General features: G+C 74.1%; 19 protein-coding genes and 1 pseudogene. 11 read left to right on the top strand and 9 right to left on the bottom strand.

Annotated elements, in window-relative coordinates; all coding sequences use genetic code 11:
* Nucleotides 1-191: pseudogene (locus ABGB16_RS30460) on the top strand (transposase); the annotation flags it as partial.
* Nucleotides 192-230: 39 nt separating this feature from the next.
* Entirely contained in the window at nt 231-464 is a 234-nt protein-coding gene (locus ABGB16_RS30455; RefSeq protein ID WP_347671526.1) for a universal stress protein, read from the top strand.
* A 66-nt stretch (nt 465-530) separates the two neighbouring features.
* Here ABGB16_RS30455 and ABGB16_RS30450 read toward each other — a convergent pair whose 3' ends face one another.
* On the bottom strand, nt 531-1,418 hold the full coding sequence (locus ABGB16_RS30450; protein WP_347671525.1) for a TerC family protein: 888 nt from the start codon (nt 1,416-1,418) through the stop codon (nt 531-533).
* A 512-nt stretch (nt 1,419-1,930) separates the two neighbouring features.
* Here ABGB16_RS30450 and ABGB16_RS30445 point away from each other — a divergent pair.
* Nucleotides 1,931-2,308 (top strand): hypothetical protein, encoded by a 378-nt coding sequence (locus ABGB16_RS30445; protein WP_347671524.1) that lies wholly within the window; start codon nt 1,931-1,933, stop codon nt 2,306-2,308.
* Between the two features lie 102 nt (nt 2,309-2,410).
* On the top strand, nt 2,411-2,722 hold the full coding sequence (locus ABGB16_RS30440; protein ID WP_347671523.1) for a hypothetical protein: 312 nt from the start codon (nt 2,411-2,413) through the stop codon (nt 2,720-2,722).
* On the opposite strand, the gene ABGB16_RS30435 is transcribed toward ABGB16_RS30440, so the two are convergent.
* Nucleotides 2,699-3,031 (bottom strand): ion transporter, encoded by a 333-nt coding sequence (locus ABGB16_RS30435; RefSeq protein ID WP_347671522.1) that lies wholly within the window; start codon nt 3,029-3,031, stop codon nt 2,699-2,701. The genes ABGB16_RS30440 and ABGB16_RS30435 overlap by 24 nt on opposite strands.
* Nucleotides 3,032-3,403: 372 nt before the next feature.
* Here ABGB16_RS30435 and ABGB16_RS30430 point away from each other — a divergent pair, with 372 nt between their 5' ends.
* Complete coding sequence (locus ABGB16_RS30430) at nt 3,404-3,706, top strand: TraR/DksA C4-type zinc finger protein (RefSeq protein WP_347671521.1); 303 nt, start codon at nt 3,404-3,406, stop codon at nt 3,704-3,706.
* 63 nt (nt 3,707-3,769) lie between these two features.
* Here ABGB16_RS30430 and ABGB16_RS30425 read toward each other — a convergent pair whose 3' ends face one another.
* On the bottom strand, nt 3,770-3,976 hold the full coding sequence (locus tag ABGB16_RS30425) for a hypothetical protein (protein WP_347671520.1): 207 nt from the start codon (nt 3,974-3,976) through the stop codon (nt 3,770-3,772).
* Nucleotides 3,977-4,010: 34 nt separating this feature from the next.
* Nucleotides 4,011-6,626 (bottom strand): CHAT domain-containing tetratricopeptide repeat protein, encoded by a 2,616-nt coding sequence (locus tag ABGB16_RS30420; RefSeq protein WP_347671519.1) that lies wholly within the window; start codon nt 6,624-6,626, stop codon nt 4,011-4,013.
* Between the two features lie 186 nt (nt 6,627-6,812).
* Between ABGB16_RS30420 and ABGB16_RS30415 the strand changes: the two genes are divergently transcribed.
* The 3 genes from ABGB16_RS30415 (at nt 6,813) to ABGB16_RS30405 (ending at nt 9,428) form a co-directional block, all read left to right on the top strand.
* Nucleotides 6,813-8,126 carry a S8/S53 family peptidase gene (locus tag ABGB16_RS30415; protein ID WP_347671518.1) on the top strand — a complete coding sequence of 438 codons (1,314 nt, stop codon included), beginning with the start codon at nt 6,813-6,815 and terminating at the stop codon, nt 8,124-8,126.
* Between the two features lie 209 nt (nt 8,127-8,335).
* Nucleotides 8,336-8,971: a sigma-70 family RNA polymerase sigma factor gene (locus ABGB16_RS30410; protein ID WP_347671517.1), complete on the top strand. Its 636-nt coding sequence runs from the start codon at nt 8,336-8,338 to the stop codon at nt 8,969-8,971.
* Nucleotides 8,946-9,428, top strand: coding sequence for a hypothetical protein (locus tag ABGB16_RS30405; RefSeq protein WP_347671516.1), 483 nt, complete (start codon nt 8,946-8,948; stop codon nt 9,426-9,428). The genes ABGB16_RS30410 and ABGB16_RS30405 overlap by 26 nt, the downstream gene beginning before the upstream one ends.
* A 66-nt stretch (nt 9,429-9,494) precedes the next feature.
* Here ABGB16_RS30405 and ABGB16_RS30400 read toward each other — a convergent pair whose 3' ends face one another.
* The 4 genes from ABGB16_RS30400 to ABGB16_RS30385 form a co-directional block, all read right to left on the bottom strand.
* Nucleotides 9,495-10,529 carry a hypothetical protein gene (locus ABGB16_RS30400; RefSeq protein WP_347671515.1) on the bottom strand — a complete coding sequence of 345 codons (1,035 nt, stop codon included), beginning with the start codon at nt 10,527-10,529 and terminating at the stop codon, nt 9,495-9,497.
* Between the two features lie 190 nt (nt 10,530-10,719).
* Nucleotides 10,720-12,261 (bottom strand): hypothetical protein, encoded by a 1,542-nt coding sequence (locus tag ABGB16_RS30395; RefSeq protein WP_347671514.1) that lies wholly within the window; start codon nt 12,259-12,261, stop codon nt 10,720-10,722.
* A 188-nt stretch (nt 12,262-12,449) separates the two neighbouring features.
* The gene (locus tag ABGB16_RS30390) at nt 12,450-13,244 is read right to left on the bottom strand and encodes a serine protease (protein ID WP_347671513.1); all 795 of its coding nucleotides are present in this window, start codon (nt 13,242-13,244) and stop codon (nt 12,450-12,452) included.
* Between the two features lie 104 nt (nt 13,245-13,348).
* Entirely contained in the window at nt 13,349-15,295 is a 1,947-nt protein-coding gene (locus ABGB16_RS30385; protein ID WP_347671512.1) for a condensation domain-containing protein, read from the bottom strand.
* 648 nt (nt 15,296-15,943) lie between these two features.
* On the opposite strand from ABGB16_RS30385, the gene ABGB16_RS30380 reads away from it, so the two are divergent.
* On the top strand, nt 15,944-16,711 hold the full coding sequence (locus tag ABGB16_RS30380) for a non-ribosomal peptide synthetase (protein WP_347671511.1): 768 nt from the start codon (nt 15,944-15,946) through the stop codon (nt 16,709-16,711).
* Nucleotides 16,711-17,004 (top strand): acyl carrier protein, encoded by a 294-nt coding sequence (locus ABGB16_RS30375; protein ID WP_347671510.1) that lies wholly within the window; start codon nt 16,711-16,713, stop codon nt 17,002-17,004. The genes ABGB16_RS30380 and ABGB16_RS30375 overlap by 1 nt, the downstream gene beginning before the upstream one ends.
* A gap of 93 nt (nt 17,005-17,097) precedes the next feature.
* Here ABGB16_RS30375 and ABGB16_RS30370 read toward each other — a convergent pair whose 3' ends face one another.
* Nucleotides 17,098-17,442, bottom strand: coding sequence for a hypothetical protein (locus ABGB16_RS30370; protein WP_347671509.1), 345 nt, complete (start codon nt 17,440-17,442; stop codon nt 17,098-17,100).
* A gap of 171 nt (nt 17,443-17,613) precedes the next feature.
* Between ABGB16_RS30370 and ABGB16_RS30365 the strand changes: the two genes are divergently transcribed.
* Nucleotides 17,614-18,234, top strand: coding sequence for an L-threonylcarbamoyladenylate synthase (locus ABGB16_RS30365; RefSeq protein WP_347671508.1), 621 nt, complete (start codon nt 17,614-17,616; stop codon nt 18,232-18,234).
* Nucleotides 18,235-18,514: the final 280 nt, after the last annotated feature.

Below are 18,514 nucleotides of genomic sequence, written 5' to 3'. Positions count from 1 at the left end.
CCCGGGTCCGCCGCGGGTTTCGGAACCTCCGGCCGAAGACCAGCCATCCCGCACAGGCACCAAAACCCACCCGGCCAGGCCCCGGACGCCCACCCGGCAGCCCCAACCGACACCGCGCACCCCGCCATGACGTCGGTAAAACCATCCACCGCGCCCGCACCCAAGCCGACCAGCAAAAACGCAAAGGTTAAAAATCAAGACTAGCCGGACGCCCTTCGCGCTACCCGCACATTTCCATAGAGCACCGCACCGTCCCCGGTCGGCCCGCTGCGGCGCTGCTCGACGCCGCGTGCGATGCCCAACTCCTCGTCGTCGGCGCCCGCGGACGCGGCGGTTTCACCGGCCTACTGCTCGGCTCCACCAGCCACGCCGTTCTCCACCACGCGCCCTGCCCCGTCGCCATCGTCCGGGGCCAAAAGGATGGTGTGAGTACGGGGGCACCACCCACCATAGAAACCGGATAACTGCCCTAAACCGAACTGGTGGAGAAGCACAACGGGCCGTCTGCACGGGTTGCCCGGGCTCGCGAATCACCGACGGCCCGTGCGGCTACGCCTCGGCCGCGCGGCGACCACGCTCCAGCCGATGGACACCGCCAGGGTGAGCACCACGACGGCGAGGGTGAACCAGACCGGCAGTTTTCCCACCGGCGTCTCGGCCAGGATCAGCTTCACCCCAGCGAAGGCGAGCAGCACCGCCAGCCCGTACCGCAGATAGCCGAAATGCCGCAGCAGGCCGGCAAGGCAGAAATAAAGGCTACGCAGGCCCAGGACGGCGAACGCGGTCGCCGTCCAGACCAGGAACGTGTTGGTGGTGATGGCCAGGATCGCCGCCACCGAGTCGATCGCGAAGACCATGTCGGTCGCCTCGATCGCGACCAGGGCGACCACGAGCAGGGTGGCCTTGCGCCGGCTGTCGACACGGACGGTGAACCGGCCGTCGTGGTAGCGGGGATCTGTCGGGGCCAGCCGGCGGAACAGCCGGACCGCCAGGTTGCGGTCGGGGTCCACGTCGGGCTCGCCGCGTACGGCCAGCCGCCACCCCGTCCAGACGAGGAAAGCGCCCAGTGCCAACCCGGCCCAGGCCAGCCGGTCCAGCAGTTCCGCGCCGGCAAAGATGAAGGCCAGGCGGAACCCGAGCGCTCCGACCACGCCCCAGAAGAGCACCTTGTGCTGGTACTCGGCAGGCACCCGGAAGTAGCCGAACAGCAGCGCGAAGACGAAGACGTTGTCGACCGACAGGGCCTTCTCCAGCAGATAGCCGGAATAGTATGCGATCGCCGGCTCGCTGCCGCGCCAGAACCACACCACGAGGCCGAAGGCGAGCCCGGCGGCGATCCAGACGGCGCTCCAGGCTAACGCCTCTCGCAACTCGATTACGTGGTGGTGACGGTGGGATAACACGTCCACCGCGAGCATGACGGCAATGACCGCGGCGACCGCCGCCCAGGACCAAAGCGGCACCGCGAACGTCGCGTCGTCCACCCGGCGCCCTCCGCATCCACGACGGCGGCTCTCCCGCACGCGCGGGGCCGTACCGGTCCGCGTCGGTTCCGAGCCTAGGCGAGCGGCCCACGGCCGGACGTCGGTCGGCGGAAGTGCCCGTCGAAGGGGTCCAGCCAGACCCACGCCCTTCCGCACCGCCTTGCCCTGCACAGTCGGTTGCGGACCAGGAGCGCCGTCAACGACACCTCACCCCCGTCCCGGGCCTACCACCGAACTGGTTCGCCGCAGCCGTCATGCTGACCACGGCCGCCACGCTCGCCGTGCTCGAAGCGTTCGGCTGCCAACGGCGCGACCTGCGCGGATAGCCCAGGTGGTGGCCTCGTCGGCGAGGCGCGGCGCGGCCCGACGCTGCCCTAACAGACGTCCTCGTACCCCTGCCGCCAGCGTTCGGCGTTGTAGGCGGCACCCTCTAGGGTGCCGGCGTGATGAAAGACGTACGCGAAGAGGCGATCAGCCGGCTGTGGGACGGACACATGCGGGCGGCGTTCCCGCACCGCCTCGCCGGCATGGAGATCGCCGGTGTCGAGATGGTCCTGCTGGACTCCGACGTCGCCGGCTGCGTCGCCGGCTGGCTCGAGAACGGCGGCCGGCTCGACGCGCGGCGGCAAAATGTGATCGCCAACTACCTACCGAAATTCGTTCTGGTCCTGCCGCTGCTCACCGGCCAGGAACTCGAGTACTACAGCCGACTTCGCAGCCTCGCCGTGCTGGTCCACAACGGGCAGAGCACGACGGACAACCCGCTGGCCGACCAGGCTGGGCCGGCTCTTGAACAGGACGGCCCCGTCGGGTACTGCGGGTGAGGTCCGCCCGGGTCATGATCGGGCTGGGCGCCCTGTCCCCTGACGGATCACCGCGCCGTCCATTCCGGCGCGGCGGACGCGGGCTGCACGGACAATGAATGGATGGGACGAGGGGCAAAGGTGCCACGCCCGGTCACCCGGGCCCGGGCGACGGGAGCAACGGCGACCGGGGCGGTGGCCGTGGGAGCTCGCGCGCTGGGGGCCACGGCGCTGGGGTGGGTGGCCGTGTCCGCGCTCGCCGCCGGCGCGGTCGCGGTCGGGGCGCTGGCGGTCGGCCGGCTGGCGATCCGCCGGGCGGTCATCGCGGATCTGCGTATCCGTCGGCTGGAGGTCGACGAACTGGTCGTCCGGACCCGTTCGCCCGGCCACGACCGAGCCGCGAGCCGACCGTCACCGGCGGCCCCTCAGCGGTGATGACGCCGATAGGAAGTCGAAGACGTTCCAGCCGTGCCGGAAGAAGTCCTGCGGCCGGCGGCCGTACGCCAGCACCCGCGCGGCGATCTCCGCCACGAAGACCACCCGGAACGACCACTCCAGCCAGCGCAGCACCGGCCGGACCTCGCCGAGGTGCGGGTACGTCTCCAGGCCGAGCACCACCCCGTTGGCCATGATGACGACGATGGCGATCTCGAACGGGCGGGACCGGACGACCCTGGCGAACCGGTCGGCGACGCCCGGTGGTTCGGACGGGGCGGCAGCCGGCCGCCTGAGCACGGCAGGCATGGCGACAGCCTAACGAGGACGCTTTCCCGGCGATCCGGCCTGCGGACGGCGGACCGATGCGCCACAAACGGCATAACGGGGTTGACTCCTTGCCGCGCTCGCCTATGGTGAGCGGATGACCACGGTCGGCGCGTCGTCCCGCGCCGGTGTCACCCCGGTGACACCGGCCGGTGCCGCCTGCCCGCCCGCCGCCGGTCAACTCGTTCCCGCCCTCCGGCCGGCGGCGTCGCGCGCGGTCGCGCCGACCTACGGGCTGCCGAGCCCCGTCCCGGCCGGCCGGAGCCCTCCGGAGCCGTTCGTCTCATGAGGAACGGCCACAGGGCGAAGCGGAAACCGCTTCGGCCCTTTTTCTTTTCCGGAAGGTGACGACACATGAGCACGCCCACCGACAGCGGCCGGATCGACGCGCTGCGCACGACGTTGACCAGCGAGTTCGAGGCGCAGACGGCCAGGCTGACCCAACTGACCGCCGACACCGGCGACCCGTCCGACCCGCACACCCAGGTCGCGCTGATCGCGACGACGCGGCAGAGCCTGGAGCAGATCACCGACGCGCTGCGGCGAATCGCCGAGGGCACCTACGGCACGTGCGAGCGGTGCGGGAACGCCATCCCGACCGAGCGGCTGGAGATCCTGCCGCACGCCCGCTTCTGCGTACCCTGCCAGCGCAGGTGAGTTGACCGGCCACGAAAGTGCCCGGCCGGCCCCAGGACGGGCCGGCCGGGCCGGAAGAGAGCGTCAGAGCGGCTGCACGAAGTAGGGCGCCACGTCCGACCAGCCGTTGCCGGCCGCGCCGTTGACGTCGGTGGGCGTGGCCGCCACCAGCGGGGCGGGCCCCCGGGACAGCGACGCGCGCATGTCCGGGTGGGCGAGCCGCAGCAGCGAGCCGGCGGGCCGGCCCGTCGGTGATCGAGAAGACCGTGGCGGCGCAGAAAAGATATACATCGATGCAACGGCTTTGCTCAACGGTTGGCGTCGGTCAGCCGGCCCCGAAGCAGACGAAGGCCGCCGCGGTGGCGAGGGCGGACGCGTCGCCGGCCGCGACGAATGCCCGCTGCGCGTCGGCGAGGGCCTGCGCCGGCCCGGCGCCGGCCCGCATCCGCCGGTGCAGGTCGAGCATCAGCACGGTGGTGGGGTCGGCCGGCACCGGCAGCACGGTGGCGACCAGGCACCGGGCGCCGAGGGCCAGCAGCACCGCGGTGAACCCCATGACCTCGTCGCCCGGGCGCACCCCGGTCAGGCCGGAGTCGCACGCGGACAGCACCACGCAGCCGGGCGGGCGGGCCACCCGCTCCCACTCGTACGCGAACAGCGGCCCGTCGGCCAGCTCCAAGGTGGAGAACTGCGGGTTGTCGGCGCGGAACGTGCCGTGGGCGGCGATGTGCACCAGCCCGGCCCCGTCCAGTGCCGCGGTCAGCGCGGCGGCGGTGGCGGCCGGCCCGGCGAGCGTCCGCGCCCCCGGCAGCACCTCCGCGAGCCGGCGTACCTCGGCGTGCGCGGCCGGCAGACGTGGGCCGGCGGCCAGGACCGGCGGTCCCGCCGGCGCGGCCCGCCGGTCCGCCCCCAGCCACACCGTGGCCGACGGGGCCACCGTGACCGCCCGCCCGGCGCACGTCGGCAGCGCCGACCAGGGCACCGCGTGCAGCGCCCCGACCGGCACGATCACCAGGTCCCGGTCGGCCAGGCGCCGACGCAACGGGTCGAACAGCTGACGGTCCAGGGCCGCCGCGGCGTGCGCGGCCCCCGCCCGCGCGTCGGCCGAGTCGCCCGTGGTTACCAGCCGGCGGAGGCCGAACCGGTGCCGCCGGGCCAGGTCCGCCGCCTCGGCGAGCGGGCCGAGTTCGTACAGGCCGGCGCGGCCGTCGCGGATCAGCACCGCCCGCAGCCGGTCGCCGTGGGCAACCAGCTCGACCAGCACCCGGGAGCCGAGCCGCTCGGCCAGGGTGCCCACGCCGGGTGGGGTCACCACGTCGCCCCCGCCGGGCACCCGCCGGGCCAGGTCCCGGATACGCTGCTCCAGCCGGGCCTGGCGGCCGCGCAGGGCGTGCGCCGGGCGGCCGGCGAGCACCTCGTCCTCGATCAGTCCACTGACCAGCCGCAGCTCGGCGAGTGCCGCGACGAGGTCGGGATCGTCGGGGGGCAGCGCGGGGCGCATCCGCAGCGTGTTGGCGCGCCACCGCTCCGCCCACGCCAGGACCTGGGCCGGGGAGCCGGCCCGGACCGCGACGTCCAGGCCCTCGGCCGCCAACTCCTGCCCGTGCGTCCCGCTGTGGGCACGCAGCTCGGTGGCCCCGAGCGACGTGCGGTGCCGGTCGAGCACGGCCAGCCCCCGACGCAGCGCCCGGGCCGCGCCCGGGTCGTCGCCGGCGAGCCGGCGGGACAGCGCCAGGGCGTACCAGCCCTGCGCCCGCCGGTCGGCGGTGCCCCGGCGGCGGGCCCGGGCGGCCACCGCCAACAAATCCCGGGCCTGGCCGGGGCGACCCAGCACGGCGGCCAGCCGGCCCGCCTCGATGCGGGTGGCCAGCGCCGGGCCCGGCCACCCGGTGGCGTCGAGCTGGTCGGCGGTGCGCACCATCGCCGTGAGCAGCGGCGCCGAGCGGGTGCCCCGGCGGTACTCGGCGCGCAGCTCGACGTGCCGCGCGAAGGCGGCCCAGGTGCGGCGGCCCTGGCGACGGAACCGGGCCCGGGCCGCGGCGGCGGCGCTGGTCGCGGTGTCCACGTCGCCGGCGAGCAGCGCCGCCCGGGCCTGCGCCAGCAGCGCCTCGGCGAGGTCCGAGGCCATGCCGCGGCGGCGCAGCTCGTGTACGGCCGCCGCCGCGACCTCGACCGCCTCGTCGACCAGCGGCACCCACAGCAGCAGCTCGAACCGGTCCAGCAGCAGCGCCGGCCGGGGTACGGCGAGCCGCCGGTACTCCTCGTCGACGGCGGCGAAGCAGCGCAGCGCGCCGGCGATGTCGCCACGCTGGCCAGCCGCGATCCCGCCGTTCCACCGGGCGTCGGCCGCCGCCAGGTCCAGCCCGAGCTGGCCGAAGATGGCCGCCGCCCGGGCGAGGTCGTCCTCCGTGCCGCCGGCGGCGCCCCAGAGGGCGTTGAGCAGCCCGCGGTTGTTGCGCGCCCGGGCCTCCAGCAGCAGATCGCCCTCGCGCTGGGCAATGTCGATGGCCAGGCCGTAGTCGCGCACCGCCTCGTCGTACCGCCCCCGATAGTGCAGCACCACGCCCCGCTGCATCCGGGCCCGCCCCGCGTCGGAGCCGGCGAGCTGGGGCAGCGCGGCGGTCACGGCGCGCAGCGCCGCGCCCGTGCGGCCGGCGTTGGCCAACAGGAAGCCCAGACTCATCCGGGCCAGCGCCCGGACCCGGGGCGTGCCGGCGGCCCCCACCGCCCGGCGCAGGTGGTGCAGCGCACCGGGCAGGTCGTTGAGCTCCCGCAGGGCCAGGCCGATGGCTCGTTCGGCGGTGGAGCGCTCGTCGTCGCCGACGGCGGGGCCGGCGGCAAGCACCCGCTGGGCGATCGCGATCGCCTCGCGCGGGTAGCGCTGGACGGCGTCGAGCGCCGCCTGGGCCGCCCCGGCACCGGAACCGGTGCTGTCGGGCATGCCCAACAGAGTCCACGACGGACGGCGGCCCGTCAACGTCGACGACCGACGCGGAATTGTCGGAAATCCGCGCCCACCATTCAGCTCATTGACTTTGAACAATGCTTTGGAAGAATCGGCGATGCCCCGGGGAATTCGGCCGCGCCGGCTACCGGCGGGCGCTCCTGTCGACCACATGGAGGACCCGTGCCGCCTGACCACCCCACCGCGCCGCACCCCACCGGCCGGCTCTCCCGACGCCGGCTGCTGGCGGCGTCCGCGCTCGCCGCGGCGGCGGTGCCGCTCGGTGCCGGGCTGCGCCCGGTCCCCGCGCTCGGCGACGGCGCCGACGACGCCGCCTACCAGCGGCTGTTCGACGAGGCGCTGGCGGCCGACAAGAACGTCCGCCGGCACACCGCCACCGGTCGGGAGTTCCTCTACCGGCCCCGGCAACTGCTGGCCGCGAACGCCGACGTCCAGCGGGTCGTCGCCTGGCTGCGCACCCGGGGTTACGTGGTGACCGTGGGAGCCGGCTTCGCGGGCGTCACCCGGTTGCTGTTCGACCGGGAGACCGACATCCCGGGGGTCGTGACCGTGCTGCGCGACCCCCAGCAGTGGCCCGGCCAGCCGGTGCCGAAGGTCCAGCCGCACCACGTGCTGCTGGGTCTGGGCAACATCATGGGCAACCCGGGCGGGCCGCCCGCCGTGGCCGCCGCGCTGCCGCCGCCGGACGGCGCCCGGCTCGGTGAGGGCAAGGACGTCACGGTGGGGATCTGCGACACCGGCATCTGGCAGCTGGCCGGCGGCTTCCACCCGCAGTGGCTCGGCGGCGCGTACGTGCCGCAGGCCGACGACGAGGACCCGCTGTACGTGCACACCGACGTCCTCGCCCCGCAGGGCGGGCACGGCACCTTCGTCGCCGGGGTGGTCCGGCAGGCCGCGCCGGGGGTACGCGTCGACCCGGAGCAGGCGCTGAACGCCACCGGCGTCGGCGACGAGGCATCGGTGGTGGCCGCCATGGGCCGGCTCGCGCCGGAGGTCTCCGTGGTCAACCTGTCCCTGGGCGGATTCACCCAGGACGACCAGCCCTCGCTGCCCCTGGCCAACGCCGTGGCCGCGCTGCCCGCGACGAGCGCCGTGGTCGCGGCGGCGGGCAACGCCGGCACCAGCCGCCCGGTCTGGCCCGCGGCTCTGTCCCGCGTCGTCGCGGTCGCCGCGATCAGCCAGGGCTCCGGCGGCCTCGTGCCGGCCGTCTACAGCGGATTCGGGCCCTGGATCGACGCCTGCGCGGTCGGCGAGCGCGACAGCACGTACGTCGAGGGGCAACTTCCGCTGCCCGGCCTGCCCACCCGGGTCTTCCACGGCTTCGCCGCCTGGGCGGGCACCTCGTTCGCCACCGCCTACGTCTCCGGCCGGCTCGCGGCCATGATGACCGCCGGCGGCCTGAGCGCCGACGCGGCACGGCTGGCGCTGCTCGCGGCGCCCCGCTGGCACCCCGACTACGGCGTGCTCGTGGCATGAGCGAGCGTGAGCGAGCGAATCATCGGCACAGTGCGACAACGCCTCATGCCGACGCCGAGCGCAGCGAGGTGGTGGCATGAGCGAGCGTGAGCGAGCGAATCATCGGCACAGTGCGACAACGCCTCATGCCGACGCCGAGCGCAGCGAGGTGGTGGCATGAGCGAGCGTGAGCGAGCGAATCATCGGCACAGTGGGCGGGCGGTGTCGTCGTGACCGACCGGAGCGCGACCAGCCTGGTGTCCGCCGCCGCCGGCGGGGACGAGTCGGCGTGGGGCGAACTGGTCCGCCGGTACACCCCGCTGGTGTACTCGGTGATCCGGTCGTACGACCTGAGCCGCCCCGACGCCGCCGATGTCAATCAGACGGTCTGGCTGCGCCTGGTGGAGCACCTGGCCCGGGTGCGGGACCCGGAGGCGCTGGCCGCGTGGCTGGCGACGACGGCGCGGCGGGAGTGCTACCGGCTGTCCCGCCTCGGCCGGCGCACCCAGCCCTTCGACCCGTACGACGACGCGCTCGACGCGTACCACGGCTTCTCCCGCGCCGCGGACTCGGCGGCGCCGGACGAGGAGCTGCTGCGCGCGGAGCGGCGGCAGGCGCTGCGGGAGGGCTTCGCACAGTTGCCGCCGCGCTGCCAGGCGCTGCTGGCCCTGCTGACGGCCGACCCGGCGCCCAGCTACCGGGAGATCGCCGAGCGGCTGGGCGTGCCGGTCGGTAGCATCGGGCCCACCCAGGCCCGCTGCCTGCGCCGGCTGCGCGACTGCCCGGCACTCGCCCCGTACCTCGGGGCGCCTGCCACTCGCACGAACGGGGGTGAACGTGATGGAGCAGTGGCCGCCGGTCGATGACGACGCCCTGACGGCGGAGTTGGGCGCGGCACTGTGGGACGCCGGGCCGGTCCCGGAGGAGTTCCTGACCGCGGCTCGGGCGGCGTTCACCTGGCGGAACGTGGACGCGGAGCTGACGCTGGCGGAGCTGACGTTCGACTCGGCGTGCGACGCCGAGCCGGCGGGGCTGACCCGGTCGGCGGGCTCGACCCGGTCGGCCGGCTCGACCCGGACGCTGTCGTTCCGCAGCGGCCCGGTCGTGCTGGAGGTCGAGGTGAGCGAGGCCGGGATCGTCGGGCAGCTCTCCCCGCCGCGTGGCGGCCGGGTCAGCGCGCAGACGGCGTCCGGCACGTACGACGAGGCCCCGGTCGACGCGGTCGGCTTCTTCTCGCTGGCCGCTCCCCCGCCCGGCCCGGTCCAGCTCCGCGCCCGCACGGCCGGGTACGCGGTGGCCACCGCCTGGGTCTCCCTGCGCTGACCCGGGCGCACACGGCGAAGGGGGGCGCGGGCCAACCGGCCCGCGCCCCCGCCCGCAGCGGCGAGGTTACTTGTCCCCGACGTTGATCAGGTACTCCACGCCACCGAGGTCGGCCCGTTCCGCGCCGCTCGTGTCCGGCCCGAACTGGGTCACGTCGAGCACGAACTCCTTGTCGGAGGCGACGGCGGCGGTGAATCCGAGCGAGAACTCGACCCGCTCACCGGGGTTCAGCAGCAGGTTGCCGATGCTGGCCTTTGTCGGGTCCACGATCTCCACCTGGGTGCCGCCGACCGGGCGGACGCCCGTGCCCACCATGCCGCCGGCCCGCCAGCGCTCGAACAGCGTCTGGCCGAGGTCGGCGAAGACCCTGCCGCCCACGCCCTGGAACGGCTCGCCCGGCTGGGCGAAGACCAGGTCGCTCCTGGCCGGCACGGTCAGCGAGTTGCCGATGGCGAACGGCCGCACGATCACCGGCCCGCCCACGATGATCCGCACCGAGTCGACGTTGCGCCAGGCGATGTTGTTGTTGTAGCGGGTGTTGATGCTGACGTCCGGGCCCTCGAAGTTCATCGGGTCGGTCTGCGACACCCAGCGGGCCAGCAGGCAGAAGTGGCCCGGCCCCGGCACCCCGTTCCACGGGATCGTCACCGTCGTGGTGCCCGCCGGGACGATCACGTTGGCCGCGCCGATCTGGGTCCAGTGGATCGGCCAGACCGCACCGCCGCCGGGCGTCGTCCGGTAGACCCGCAGCACACCGCTGTCGGTGCCCGAGCCGTACGGGCCGGGGTTGCGCAGCTTCACGAAGATGTAGTTCGTGAAGCCGACGCGCGGGTTCTGGCTGACGGCGCACTCGACGGCGGTCCAGCAGACCTTGATGTCGGGGCTGGCCCACAGCGGGTTGAACCCGTGCGGCTGGACGCCGACGTCGGCGGCGACGTCCCGGATGTAGACGTCGGTGCGGGCCGCCACGGCGGCGGCCTTGTCCGGCTGCGCCACGACGGGCGCGGCGCCGGCCGCGGTGACCGTCAGCACGGCGGCCAGCGCCGCGCCCGTGAGCACGGCCAGCGCCGAGCGGCGGACGCGTCTCCCTACGTTGCCCATGACAGGCTTCTCCCATCGACGGGGTACCGCCGACCCGGCGTGAACCGCGGACCGGGTCGACGCGATGACGGTGTTCAGGAGCGCGACGCCGCGCGGTAGATACCGCCCGCGGGGCCGGTCACCGTCAGATGGAGCCAGAACCGGCGAAAGACACAAACATCGATGAGATGGGGGTGGCCGACCGGGACCGCTACCGCTCTTTGAGGCGGCGGTTGACCTCGTCGGAGAGCCGCCGGTTCAGCTCGGCCAACTGCTCGTCGGTGTAGGCGGTCAGGTCGCCCGGGGCCGCGCCGCCGTTCGCCGCCTCCTCCTGCTGCTTCTGCTCCTCCCGGCGGCGCAGTTCCTGCTCCTCGGGCGAGCCGGGGGCGGCGTACGCGCACCGGACCAGGCTGCCGTCGGCGTTCTTCAGGCAGGTCGCCTCCCGGCCGTTGATCTGGCCCCGACCCTCCACCCGGTACCGGATGCTCTGCTCACTGCCGATCGTGGCGGTCCACGTGCTGCCCCCGGTCGGCACCACCTCGAACACCTGGTCGTCGTTCCAGCAGCAGACGTCCCGGTACTCGGCCTTGATCAGGGCGACGATCGCCTGCGGCGACGACCAGGTCGGGCTGAGCCGGTGCACGGTCAGCGGGGCGAGACCGCCGCCGGAGTGCCGGGTCGGCACGGTCGACACGGCCACCACGGAACTGGCTTCGCCCTGCGGCGTGAGCGGGGTGACGTACGCGCTGCGTCCACCGCCGTCGCGGTAGCGCAGGGTGAACTCCGACTCGTTGCCCTCGTTGGCGCCGTCCTCGGAGGCGTCCCAGCCGCTGCGCTCGAACCACCAGTCGGCGAACCCGCCGACGGCTGCGGTGCCCTCCCGCTGCCGGGCGGCCAGGCTGATCGGATAGGACGGCCCGGGCACCTTCGTCGTGTCGTCGGCGATCGTGACCCGCCCGGTCCGGCCGTCGTACAGCGCCACACCGGCTGGCCGCTCGGTCACCACCAGGACTCCGGACTGCCGCTTGAGCGGCACCACCACGACGGGGGTGTCGCCCTGGCAGTAGACGTACGCGTCGTCGGCGGAGAACCGGACCCAGCGCCGCTCGGCGGAGATCTTCCGGCCGAGGTTGTGGGTGAACCAGCCGCCGATCCGCGCGTCGGCGGCGGACACGTCGAACGCGCACCGCTGCTGCGCCCGGCTGTGGCCGCCGAGCGGCACCTCCTGCACCAGGCCGACCTCGTAACCGGTCAGCCAGCCGCGCCGTTCCACCAGAACGGCGAACCGGTCCGAGTCGGGCAGGTAACTCACGTCCGTGATCTCGCCGGTGACGTCGCCCAGGTTGGGCGCGGCCTGCGCCTTGCCGACCAGGTACGGCGCGCGGGCGGTCAACTCCGGGACCGGGTCGGTCACCACCCGCATGGTGGTCACGTACGCCCGGTCCTGGAGGTATTCGCCGTAGACCAGCCAGAGCGCGCCCAGGGCCAGCCCGACTGCGGCGCCCAGCCAGCCGAGAACGACGGTGGCGCCGGCCGCGGGCGTGGGCCTGCGTCCGCGAAGCCGGTGGGTGAGCAGTCGCGCCGTCGCCGGCGCCCCGGCGAGCAGGGCCAGCAGGGCCGGCGCCGCCAGCCAGGGCAGGAGTTTACGCAACTCCCACACCAGAACGGTGGTGGCGTACGAGGCGTACCAGGCGACGGCGCCGAGCAGGAGGAGCAGCAGAATCGGCGTACCCACCCGCAGCGTCCGACTCATGTCGACATCCCTCCCTCGAACGACGAGACTCGATCCTATTCGGACGGGCCAAACCGGCTCCCGCCGTCGGGCGCGGGGCGCGCGAACGGCTCCGGCCGGCCCCGGCGCGGGCCCGCGAGCGGGGGGCCGGGAGGCACGCGGGGGCGGCCCGGCTGGTGACCTGCCGGGCCGCCCGTTCGGTGCTGCGGTCAGCCGCCCAGGCTCGCCGCGGCCGAGGCGATGGCCGAGGCGAAGTAGCTCACCTGGGTGTAGACGCCGGGGAAGTTGGGCCGGGCGCAGCCGTAGCCCCAGCTGGTGATGCCGACCTGGATCCAGGCGCCGGCGGCGTCGCGGCGGAACATCGGGCCACCGGAGTCACCCTGGCAGGTGTCCACGCCGCCGCTGGAGTAGCCGGCGCAGATCTCCTCGGCGGCGATGATGTCGCCGCTGTAGTAGGAGTTGCAGGTGGTGTCGCTGACGAACGGGACGTTCGCCTTCCTCAGGTACCGCTGCTGCGGGCCGCCCTCGTAGGTGGCGCCCCAGCCGGCGACGGTGAAGGTGCCGTTGTCGTAGGCGGTGGTGTTGGCGATCTTCAGCGTGGGCAGGGTGGTGACCGCGCTGGACAGCCGGATCAGCGCCCAGTCCTTGCCGGCACCGTTGTAGCCGGGCGCCCGGTAGACGTAGTTGGAGGTGCGGGTGATCCGGCTGGCGGACTGGAGGTCGACCACGCCGAGCGTCGCGGTGATGCTGGTGTTGGTGCCGGTGGCGCCCACGCAGTGCGCGGCGGTGAGCACGAGCCGGGGGCTGTAGAGCGCGCCGCCGCAGCCCATCGAGAGCCGCACCATCCACGGGAACTCGCCCTGGGCGGCGAGGGTGCCGCCCACGACGTACGGCGTGACGGTGTCGTCGGCCGCGGCGGCGGGTGCCGCAACGGTGAGGCTGCCCGCGGTCACCGCGGCCAGCGCGGCGGCCAGGAGGCCGGTGAGTCTGCGCCAGCGAACCATGTGTTTCCTCCGCATCACGACCGGCGCGCCTCGTGAGCGCACCTGATTCAGGATTGCGGATCATCATATTGACATCTATGTATTTAGCGGGCATCCGCTCTGGGTCATACCGTCGGCGTTATGGACGCGCGGCCGGCAAACCGGTCGCAGAACCCGGCCGCCGGGGCGTCAGCGGGTGGCGCCGCGTACGGGGTCGGCGACCACGGCCAGGGCACGTCGCGGAACGCCGCCTCGACCAACAGCGCCTCGACGGCGCGCAGCAACCGCTCGGCCCGCTCCGGCGGCAGGTACCGGGTGTCGGCCGTGACCACCAGCTCGACCGCCCCGGGAGCGTCGAGCACCTGGATCCGGCAGCGCCAGGCGAACCCGTCCAGCCCCTCCAGCCAGCGGAACCCGCCACGGGCCGCCATCGCCCGCAGGGCGGCCTCGTCCGGGCCCGTCCCGCCGGCGTCGACGTCCTGCGACAGCCGGACGTCGTTGAGGTAGCACAGGGATGCCAGCACGCTCCGGTGGTCGTGGCCCAGCTCGGTGAAGGCGCGCTCGAACGCGGCCGGGTCGTAGTAGGCGTGCCGGTAGGCGTCCAGGGCCGCCCGCCTGGCCCGGGACAGCAGCTCGACGAAGCCCGGCCGGTCGGCCAGGTCGAGCCGGCAGAGCGCGATCTGGTTGAGGGTGCCGACCGCCCGGTCGTACCCGGGCGGGAAACGGTTGTTCGCCATGAGGATCAGCCCGCAGCCGTCCCGCCCGCTGTCCGCCGTGACCGCGGCCGCGATCGCCGCCAGCAGGGCCGTGGAGCTGCTGACGTCGTGCCGGGCGGCGACGAGCCGAGCCGCGTGGTGCGCCGCCTCGGACACCAGCGAGCCCCGCCGGTGGCGGGGGGCCAGCCCGGGTCCCGTCGGATCCGCCACGAACGCCGGCAGCCCGGAGAACTGCCGCATCCAGTACGCCACCGCCCGCTCCGAGCGCCGCCGCTCGACGCCGCGCTCCCGCTCGGCGAGGTCCAGCGACTGGAGGCCGGGCGGGGTGTCCAGCGACCCGCGCAGCACGAGCAGCCGCAGGTCGCGCAGCACGGTCTCGGCGGCGTGGAAGTCGACCGTGGAGTGACTGAACACCGCCACGACCTGCCGTACCCGGTCCTCGACGGTGACCAGCGCGACCCGCAGCGGCCATTCGGCGGCGTGGTCGAAGCGCGGCTCGGCGAGCCGCGCGGCCAGCGCCGCCGCGGCGCACCGGCCCTCCGGGTCGTCCGCCGGCCGGGGCACGGCGTGGACGAGGACGGGCAGCCGCCCCGCCGACGCCGCCACCTGGCGCAGCTCCCCGTCCCGCGGGCGAACCCGGGTACGCAGCGACTCGTGCCGGGCGACCAGCGCGCCGACCGCCCGCAGCGCCCGCGGCACGGCGATGTCGGCCCGCGCGGAGAAGGCCAGGGTCCGGGGCAGGGTCAGCACCCGGTACGCGGCGGGGGACGCGAACTCCTCGACGGACCGCCACATCGCCCGCTGCCCCCAGGTGAGCGGCCCGGCGGCGTCCCGCCCGCCGTGGAACTCCGCGTACGCCGTCTCCTCGGCGAGCGCCGCCACGAGGGGAGGCGCGTCGCCGCGCGGCGACCACGGCCACGGCACGTCGCCGAAGGCGGCCTCCACCAGCAACTCCTCCAGCCCTCGCAGGAACGGCTCGACCGTGTCCGGCGCGATGTGCCGGGTGTCGACGGTGAGCGTGACGCCGATGCCGCCCGGCTCGTCGACCACGTGGGTCAGCAGGTGCCAGGACGCCTGGTTCAGCCCGGCCGTCCAGGAGAAGGTGCTGCGCGCCACGGCCGACCGCAGCTCGCCCCGGGACGCCTCGGGCACCGGGTCCACGCCGCCCGCCGGCAGCCGCACGTCGTTGAAATAGTAGTGCGGCAGGAACGCCGAGGCGTAGTCCACGCCGAGTTCCTCGAATGCCCGGCGCAGCGCGGGCGGGTCGTAATAGGCGTGCCGCAGGCCGTCCAGGGACGCCGCCCACACGCGGGACAACAGCTCGGCGAAATCGGGCCGCCCCGCCAGGTCCACCACGCAGAAACCGATCTGGCCGAGATTTGCGACCGCATTCGCGTACCCCGGCGCGGAACCGATTGTGCGCCATCGGAAAAAGGCCGCACACTTCCCGCCCCGAACCGCCGGCCGCCAGCGCCGTCACGCCGGCCAACAGCACCGCGGAGACACTGACCCGGTGCCGGGCGGCGATCAGCCGGGCCGCCGTGTCGACGGCCGAGGAAACCAGCACACCCCGGCGCAGCGGGGGCTCCAGTCCCGGTCCGCCCGGCCCCAGCGGCTGCCGGGGCAGCCGCTGGAACTCGCACAGCCAGTGCCCCACCGACCGCTCCGAGCGCCCCCGGTCAGCCCCGTGCTGCAGCCGCGCCACGTCCACCGACTGCGGTCCGGGCGCGGTGGGCAGTCCCCCGCGCAGCAGGATGAGCCGCAGGTCCCGCAGCACCAGTTCGGCGGCGTGCGCGTCCGCCGTGGAGTGGCTGAACACCACCACCACCTGCCGGACCAGGTCGTCCACCGTGATCAGCGCGACCCGCAGCGGCCACTCGGCGGCGTGGTCGAACGCGATGTCGCCGAGCCGGCCCGCGGCGTCCCGGGCGGCCTGGGCGCCGTCGCCGACGCCGGCGCGGACCAGCAGCGGGAGCAACCCGGCTGGCGCCGTCGCCGATCGGGGTGCCGGGCGAGCTGTACCTGGGCGGCGCCGGGCTGGCCGACGGCTACCTGGGCCGGGACGATCTCACCGCCGAGCGGTTCGTGCCCGATCCGTTCGGGCCGGCCGGGGAGCGGCTCTACCGCACCGGCGACCGCTGCCGGTGGCTGCCCGACGGGCGCATCGACTTCCTCGGCCGCACCGACGACCAGGTCAAGATCCGCGGGCACCGGATCGAACTGGGCGAGATCGACGCCCGCCTCCTCGACCACCCCAGCGTGGCCGGGGCGGCGGCGGTGCTCCGCCCGGACGCCGACGAGCCCCGCCTCGTCGCGTACGTGGTGCCACGGTCCGGCGTCGCCGTCGAGCCCCCCGACCTGCGCCGGCACCTGGCGCTGAGCCTGCCGCAGGCCGTGCTGCCGACCGACTGGGTGATGCTCGACCGGCTGCCGTTGGGCCCGAACGGGAAGATCGACCGGGCGGCCCTGCCGGCCCCGGCGGCCCGCGCCGCCGGCCGCGAGGCACCCGGGGCCGCGTCGCCCGCCGTTGCGGACGGCGACGACCCGGTGGTGGAGCAACTGCGGCTGATCTGGCAGGAGGTGCTACGGATCCCCGACATCGGCCTGCACGAAGACCTGTTCGACCTGGGCGGGCACTCGCTGACCATCACCCGGATCAGCGGCCGGATCCAGCAGCGGCTCGGGGTGGAGGTGCCGCTGGACGCCTTCTTCGACACCCCGACCATCGCGGAGATCGCCGAGATCGTCCGGCAGTCCGGAAAGGAGTTCTGATGGGTACCCGCGCACTACGCGAGCGGATCGCCGAGCTGGTCAGCGAGGCCACCGGGGGTGACGTCCCCGCGGCCGACGTCCTCGCCGGAGGCTCCATGGTCGCCCTCGGCGTCGACTCGCTCGGGCTGCTGCGCCTGGTCGACGCGATCGAGGTGGAGTACGGCGTCGAGGTGGACCTGAACGGCCCCGGCCGCCCGCTGGACACCGTCGACGATCTGGTGGCGTTGCTGACCGCGGCCTGCTCGGTCGAGAGGCCGACGCCGGTCGAGGAGCCGGCGCCCGTCCAGGGCTGACCAGAGACCGTCCAGGGCTGACCAGAGACCGGGCGGGGCGGCGGCCCTCCCCCAGCCGCCCCGCCCACCGGTCACCGCGCCATGCTCACCGCGTCAGCCGAGCCGGCGCGGCCCGGTCAGCCACTCCCGCGACGCCCGTCTGTTGAGTGCCCAGAGCACCCAGGCCAGCAGGCCGACCCCGACGATCGTGATCGCGCCGAACATGCCGAGGGAGGCCGTGGCGAGCAGCCCGGACAGCACGTACGCCGATACCGGCGCCCACGGCCGGCGCCCGGACAGGCCAAGCGCCGCCGCCGCGCAGGCGACCGCCATGACAGCGAAGAACACGGCCGCGCCGATCGAACCGTCCTCGTCCACCAGCCGGTGCACGGTGGCCAGGACGAAGAGCACCACGAGGACCACGAAGGTGACCGCGGTGAGCAGCACGGGCCCCGGCATCGGGGGGCGCCGAGCGACCGCGTCGTACGCGGCATTCCCTCGTGCGCGCAGAGGTTCGGCAGCCGCACCGCCAACCCGACCAACCATGCAGACAACGATGACCGTCGACACCTGTCGCGACCTGGGCAGTGTCAGGAAGACGACAGTACGGGGCGGCCTAAACTTCCGCTCATGGCGAAGTACCTGGACGTTCACCCGGACAACCCGCAGCCCCGGACCATCAGTCAGGTGGTCGACCTGATCCGCCGCGACGGGTTGATCGCGTACCCCACCGACTCGTGCTTCGCGCTGGGCTGTCGGCTCGGCAACAAGGAGGGCATGGACCGGATCCGGGAGATCCGGAACCTCGACAGCGGCCACCACTTCACCCTGGTGTGCCGGGACTTCGCGCAGCTCGGCCAGTTCGTGCACCTCAGCAACGCCGTGTTCCGCGCCGTCAAGGCGGCCACTCCCGGCAGTTACACGTTCATCCTGCCGGCGACGAAGGAGGTGCCGCGCCGGCTGCTGCACCCGAAGAAGAAGACCGTCGGCGTACGCATCCCCGAGCACGTGGTCGCCCAGGCCATCCTCACCGAGCTCGGCGAGCCGCTGCTGTCGAGCACCCTGCTGCTGCCCGGTGACGACGAGCCGATGACGCAGGGCTGGGAGATCAAGGAACGGCTCGACCACGCCGTCGACGCCGTCGTGGACTCCGGCGAGTGCGGCACCGAGCCGACCACGGTGGTCGACTTCTCCGAGGGCGAGCCCGAGATCGTCCGGGTCGGCGCCGGCGACCCGTCCCGCTTCGCCTGAGGTCCCGTCCGCAGGACCCGGGCGTCCATGAGCGCGACCGGCGTGGGGTCCGGGCGGGGCGCAGACCCAGCCATGTCGCCGACATCGCGGTATCCCGCCGGCATCGTCCCCGCCATGCCGCCGACATCGCGCTGTCCCGCCCCGGCCGTCGACCCGGAAATGCGTTCAGGGCCACCCCAACCGGGGTGGCCCTGAACGAAAGAATGTCCGGCGGTGTCCTACTCTCCCACACCCTCCCGAGTGCAGTACCATCGGCGCTGGAAGGCTTAGCTACCGGGTT

The organism is Micromonospora sp. B11E3, from assembly GCF_039871625.1.
Classification (GTDB): Bacteria; Actinomycetota; Actinomycetes; order Mycobacteriales; family Micromonosporaceae; genus Micromonospora.
This window is presented reverse-complemented; position numbering and strand designations above follow the sequence as displayed.

Bases quoted from the DNA above. Each gene is read 5' to 3' on its own strand.
- ABGB16_RS30450 (WP_347671525.1), bottom strand. From the start codon at position 1,418: ATGCTCGCGGTGGACGTGTTATCCCACCGTCACCACCACGTAATCGAG.
- ABGB16_RS30445 (WP_347671524.1), top strand. From the start codon at position 1,931: ATGAAAGACGTACGCGAAGAGGCGATCAGCCGGCTGTGGGACGGACAC.
- ABGB16_RS30440 (WP_347671523.1), top strand. From the start codon at position 2,411: ATGGGACGAGGGGCAAAGGTGCCACGCCCGGTCACCCGGGCCCGGGCG.
- ABGB16_RS30435 (WP_347671522.1), bottom strand. From the start codon at position 3,031: ATGCCTGCCGTGCTCAGGCGGCCGGCTGCCGCCCCGTCCGAACCACCG.
- ABGB16_RS30430 (WP_347671521.1), top strand. From the start codon at position 3,404: ATGAGCACGCCCACCGACAGCGGCCGGATCGACGCGCTGCGCACGACG.
- ABGB16_RS30425 (WP_347671520.1), bottom strand. From the start codon at position 3,976: ATGTATATCTTTTCTGCGCCGCCACGGTCTTCTCGATCACCGACGGGC.
- ABGB16_RS30420 (WP_347671519.1), bottom strand. From the start codon at position 6,626: ATGCCCGACAGCACCGGTTCCGGTGCCGGGGCGGCCCAGGCGGCGCTC.
- ABGB16_RS30405 (WP_347671516.1), top strand. From the start codon at position 8,946: ATGGAGCAGTGGCCGCCGGTCGATGACGACGCCCTGACGGCGGAGTTG.
- ABGB16_RS30400 (WP_347671515.1), bottom strand. From the start codon at position 10,529: ATGGGCAACGTAGGGAGACGCGTCCGCCGCTCGGCGCTGGCCGTGCTC.
- ABGB16_RS30395 (WP_347671514.1), bottom strand. From the start codon at position 12,261: ATGAGTCGGACGCTGCGGGTGGGTACGCCGATTCTGCTGCTCCTCCTG.
- ABGB16_RS30390 (WP_347671513.1), bottom strand. From the start codon at position 13,244: ATGGTTCGCTGGCGCAGACTCACCGGCCTCCTGGCCGCCGCGCTGGCC.
- ABGB16_RS30375 (WP_347671510.1), top strand. From the start codon at position 16,711: ATGGGTACCCGCGCACTACGCGAGCGGATCGCCGAGCTGGTCAGCGAG.
- ABGB16_RS30370 (WP_347671509.1), bottom strand. From the start codon at position 17,442: ATGCCGGGGCCCGTGCTGCTCACCGCGGTCACCTTCGTGGTCCTCGTG.
- ABGB16_RS30365 (WP_347671508.1), top strand. From the start codon at position 17,614: ATGGCGAAGTACCTGGACGTTCACCCGGACAACCCGCAGCCCCGGACC.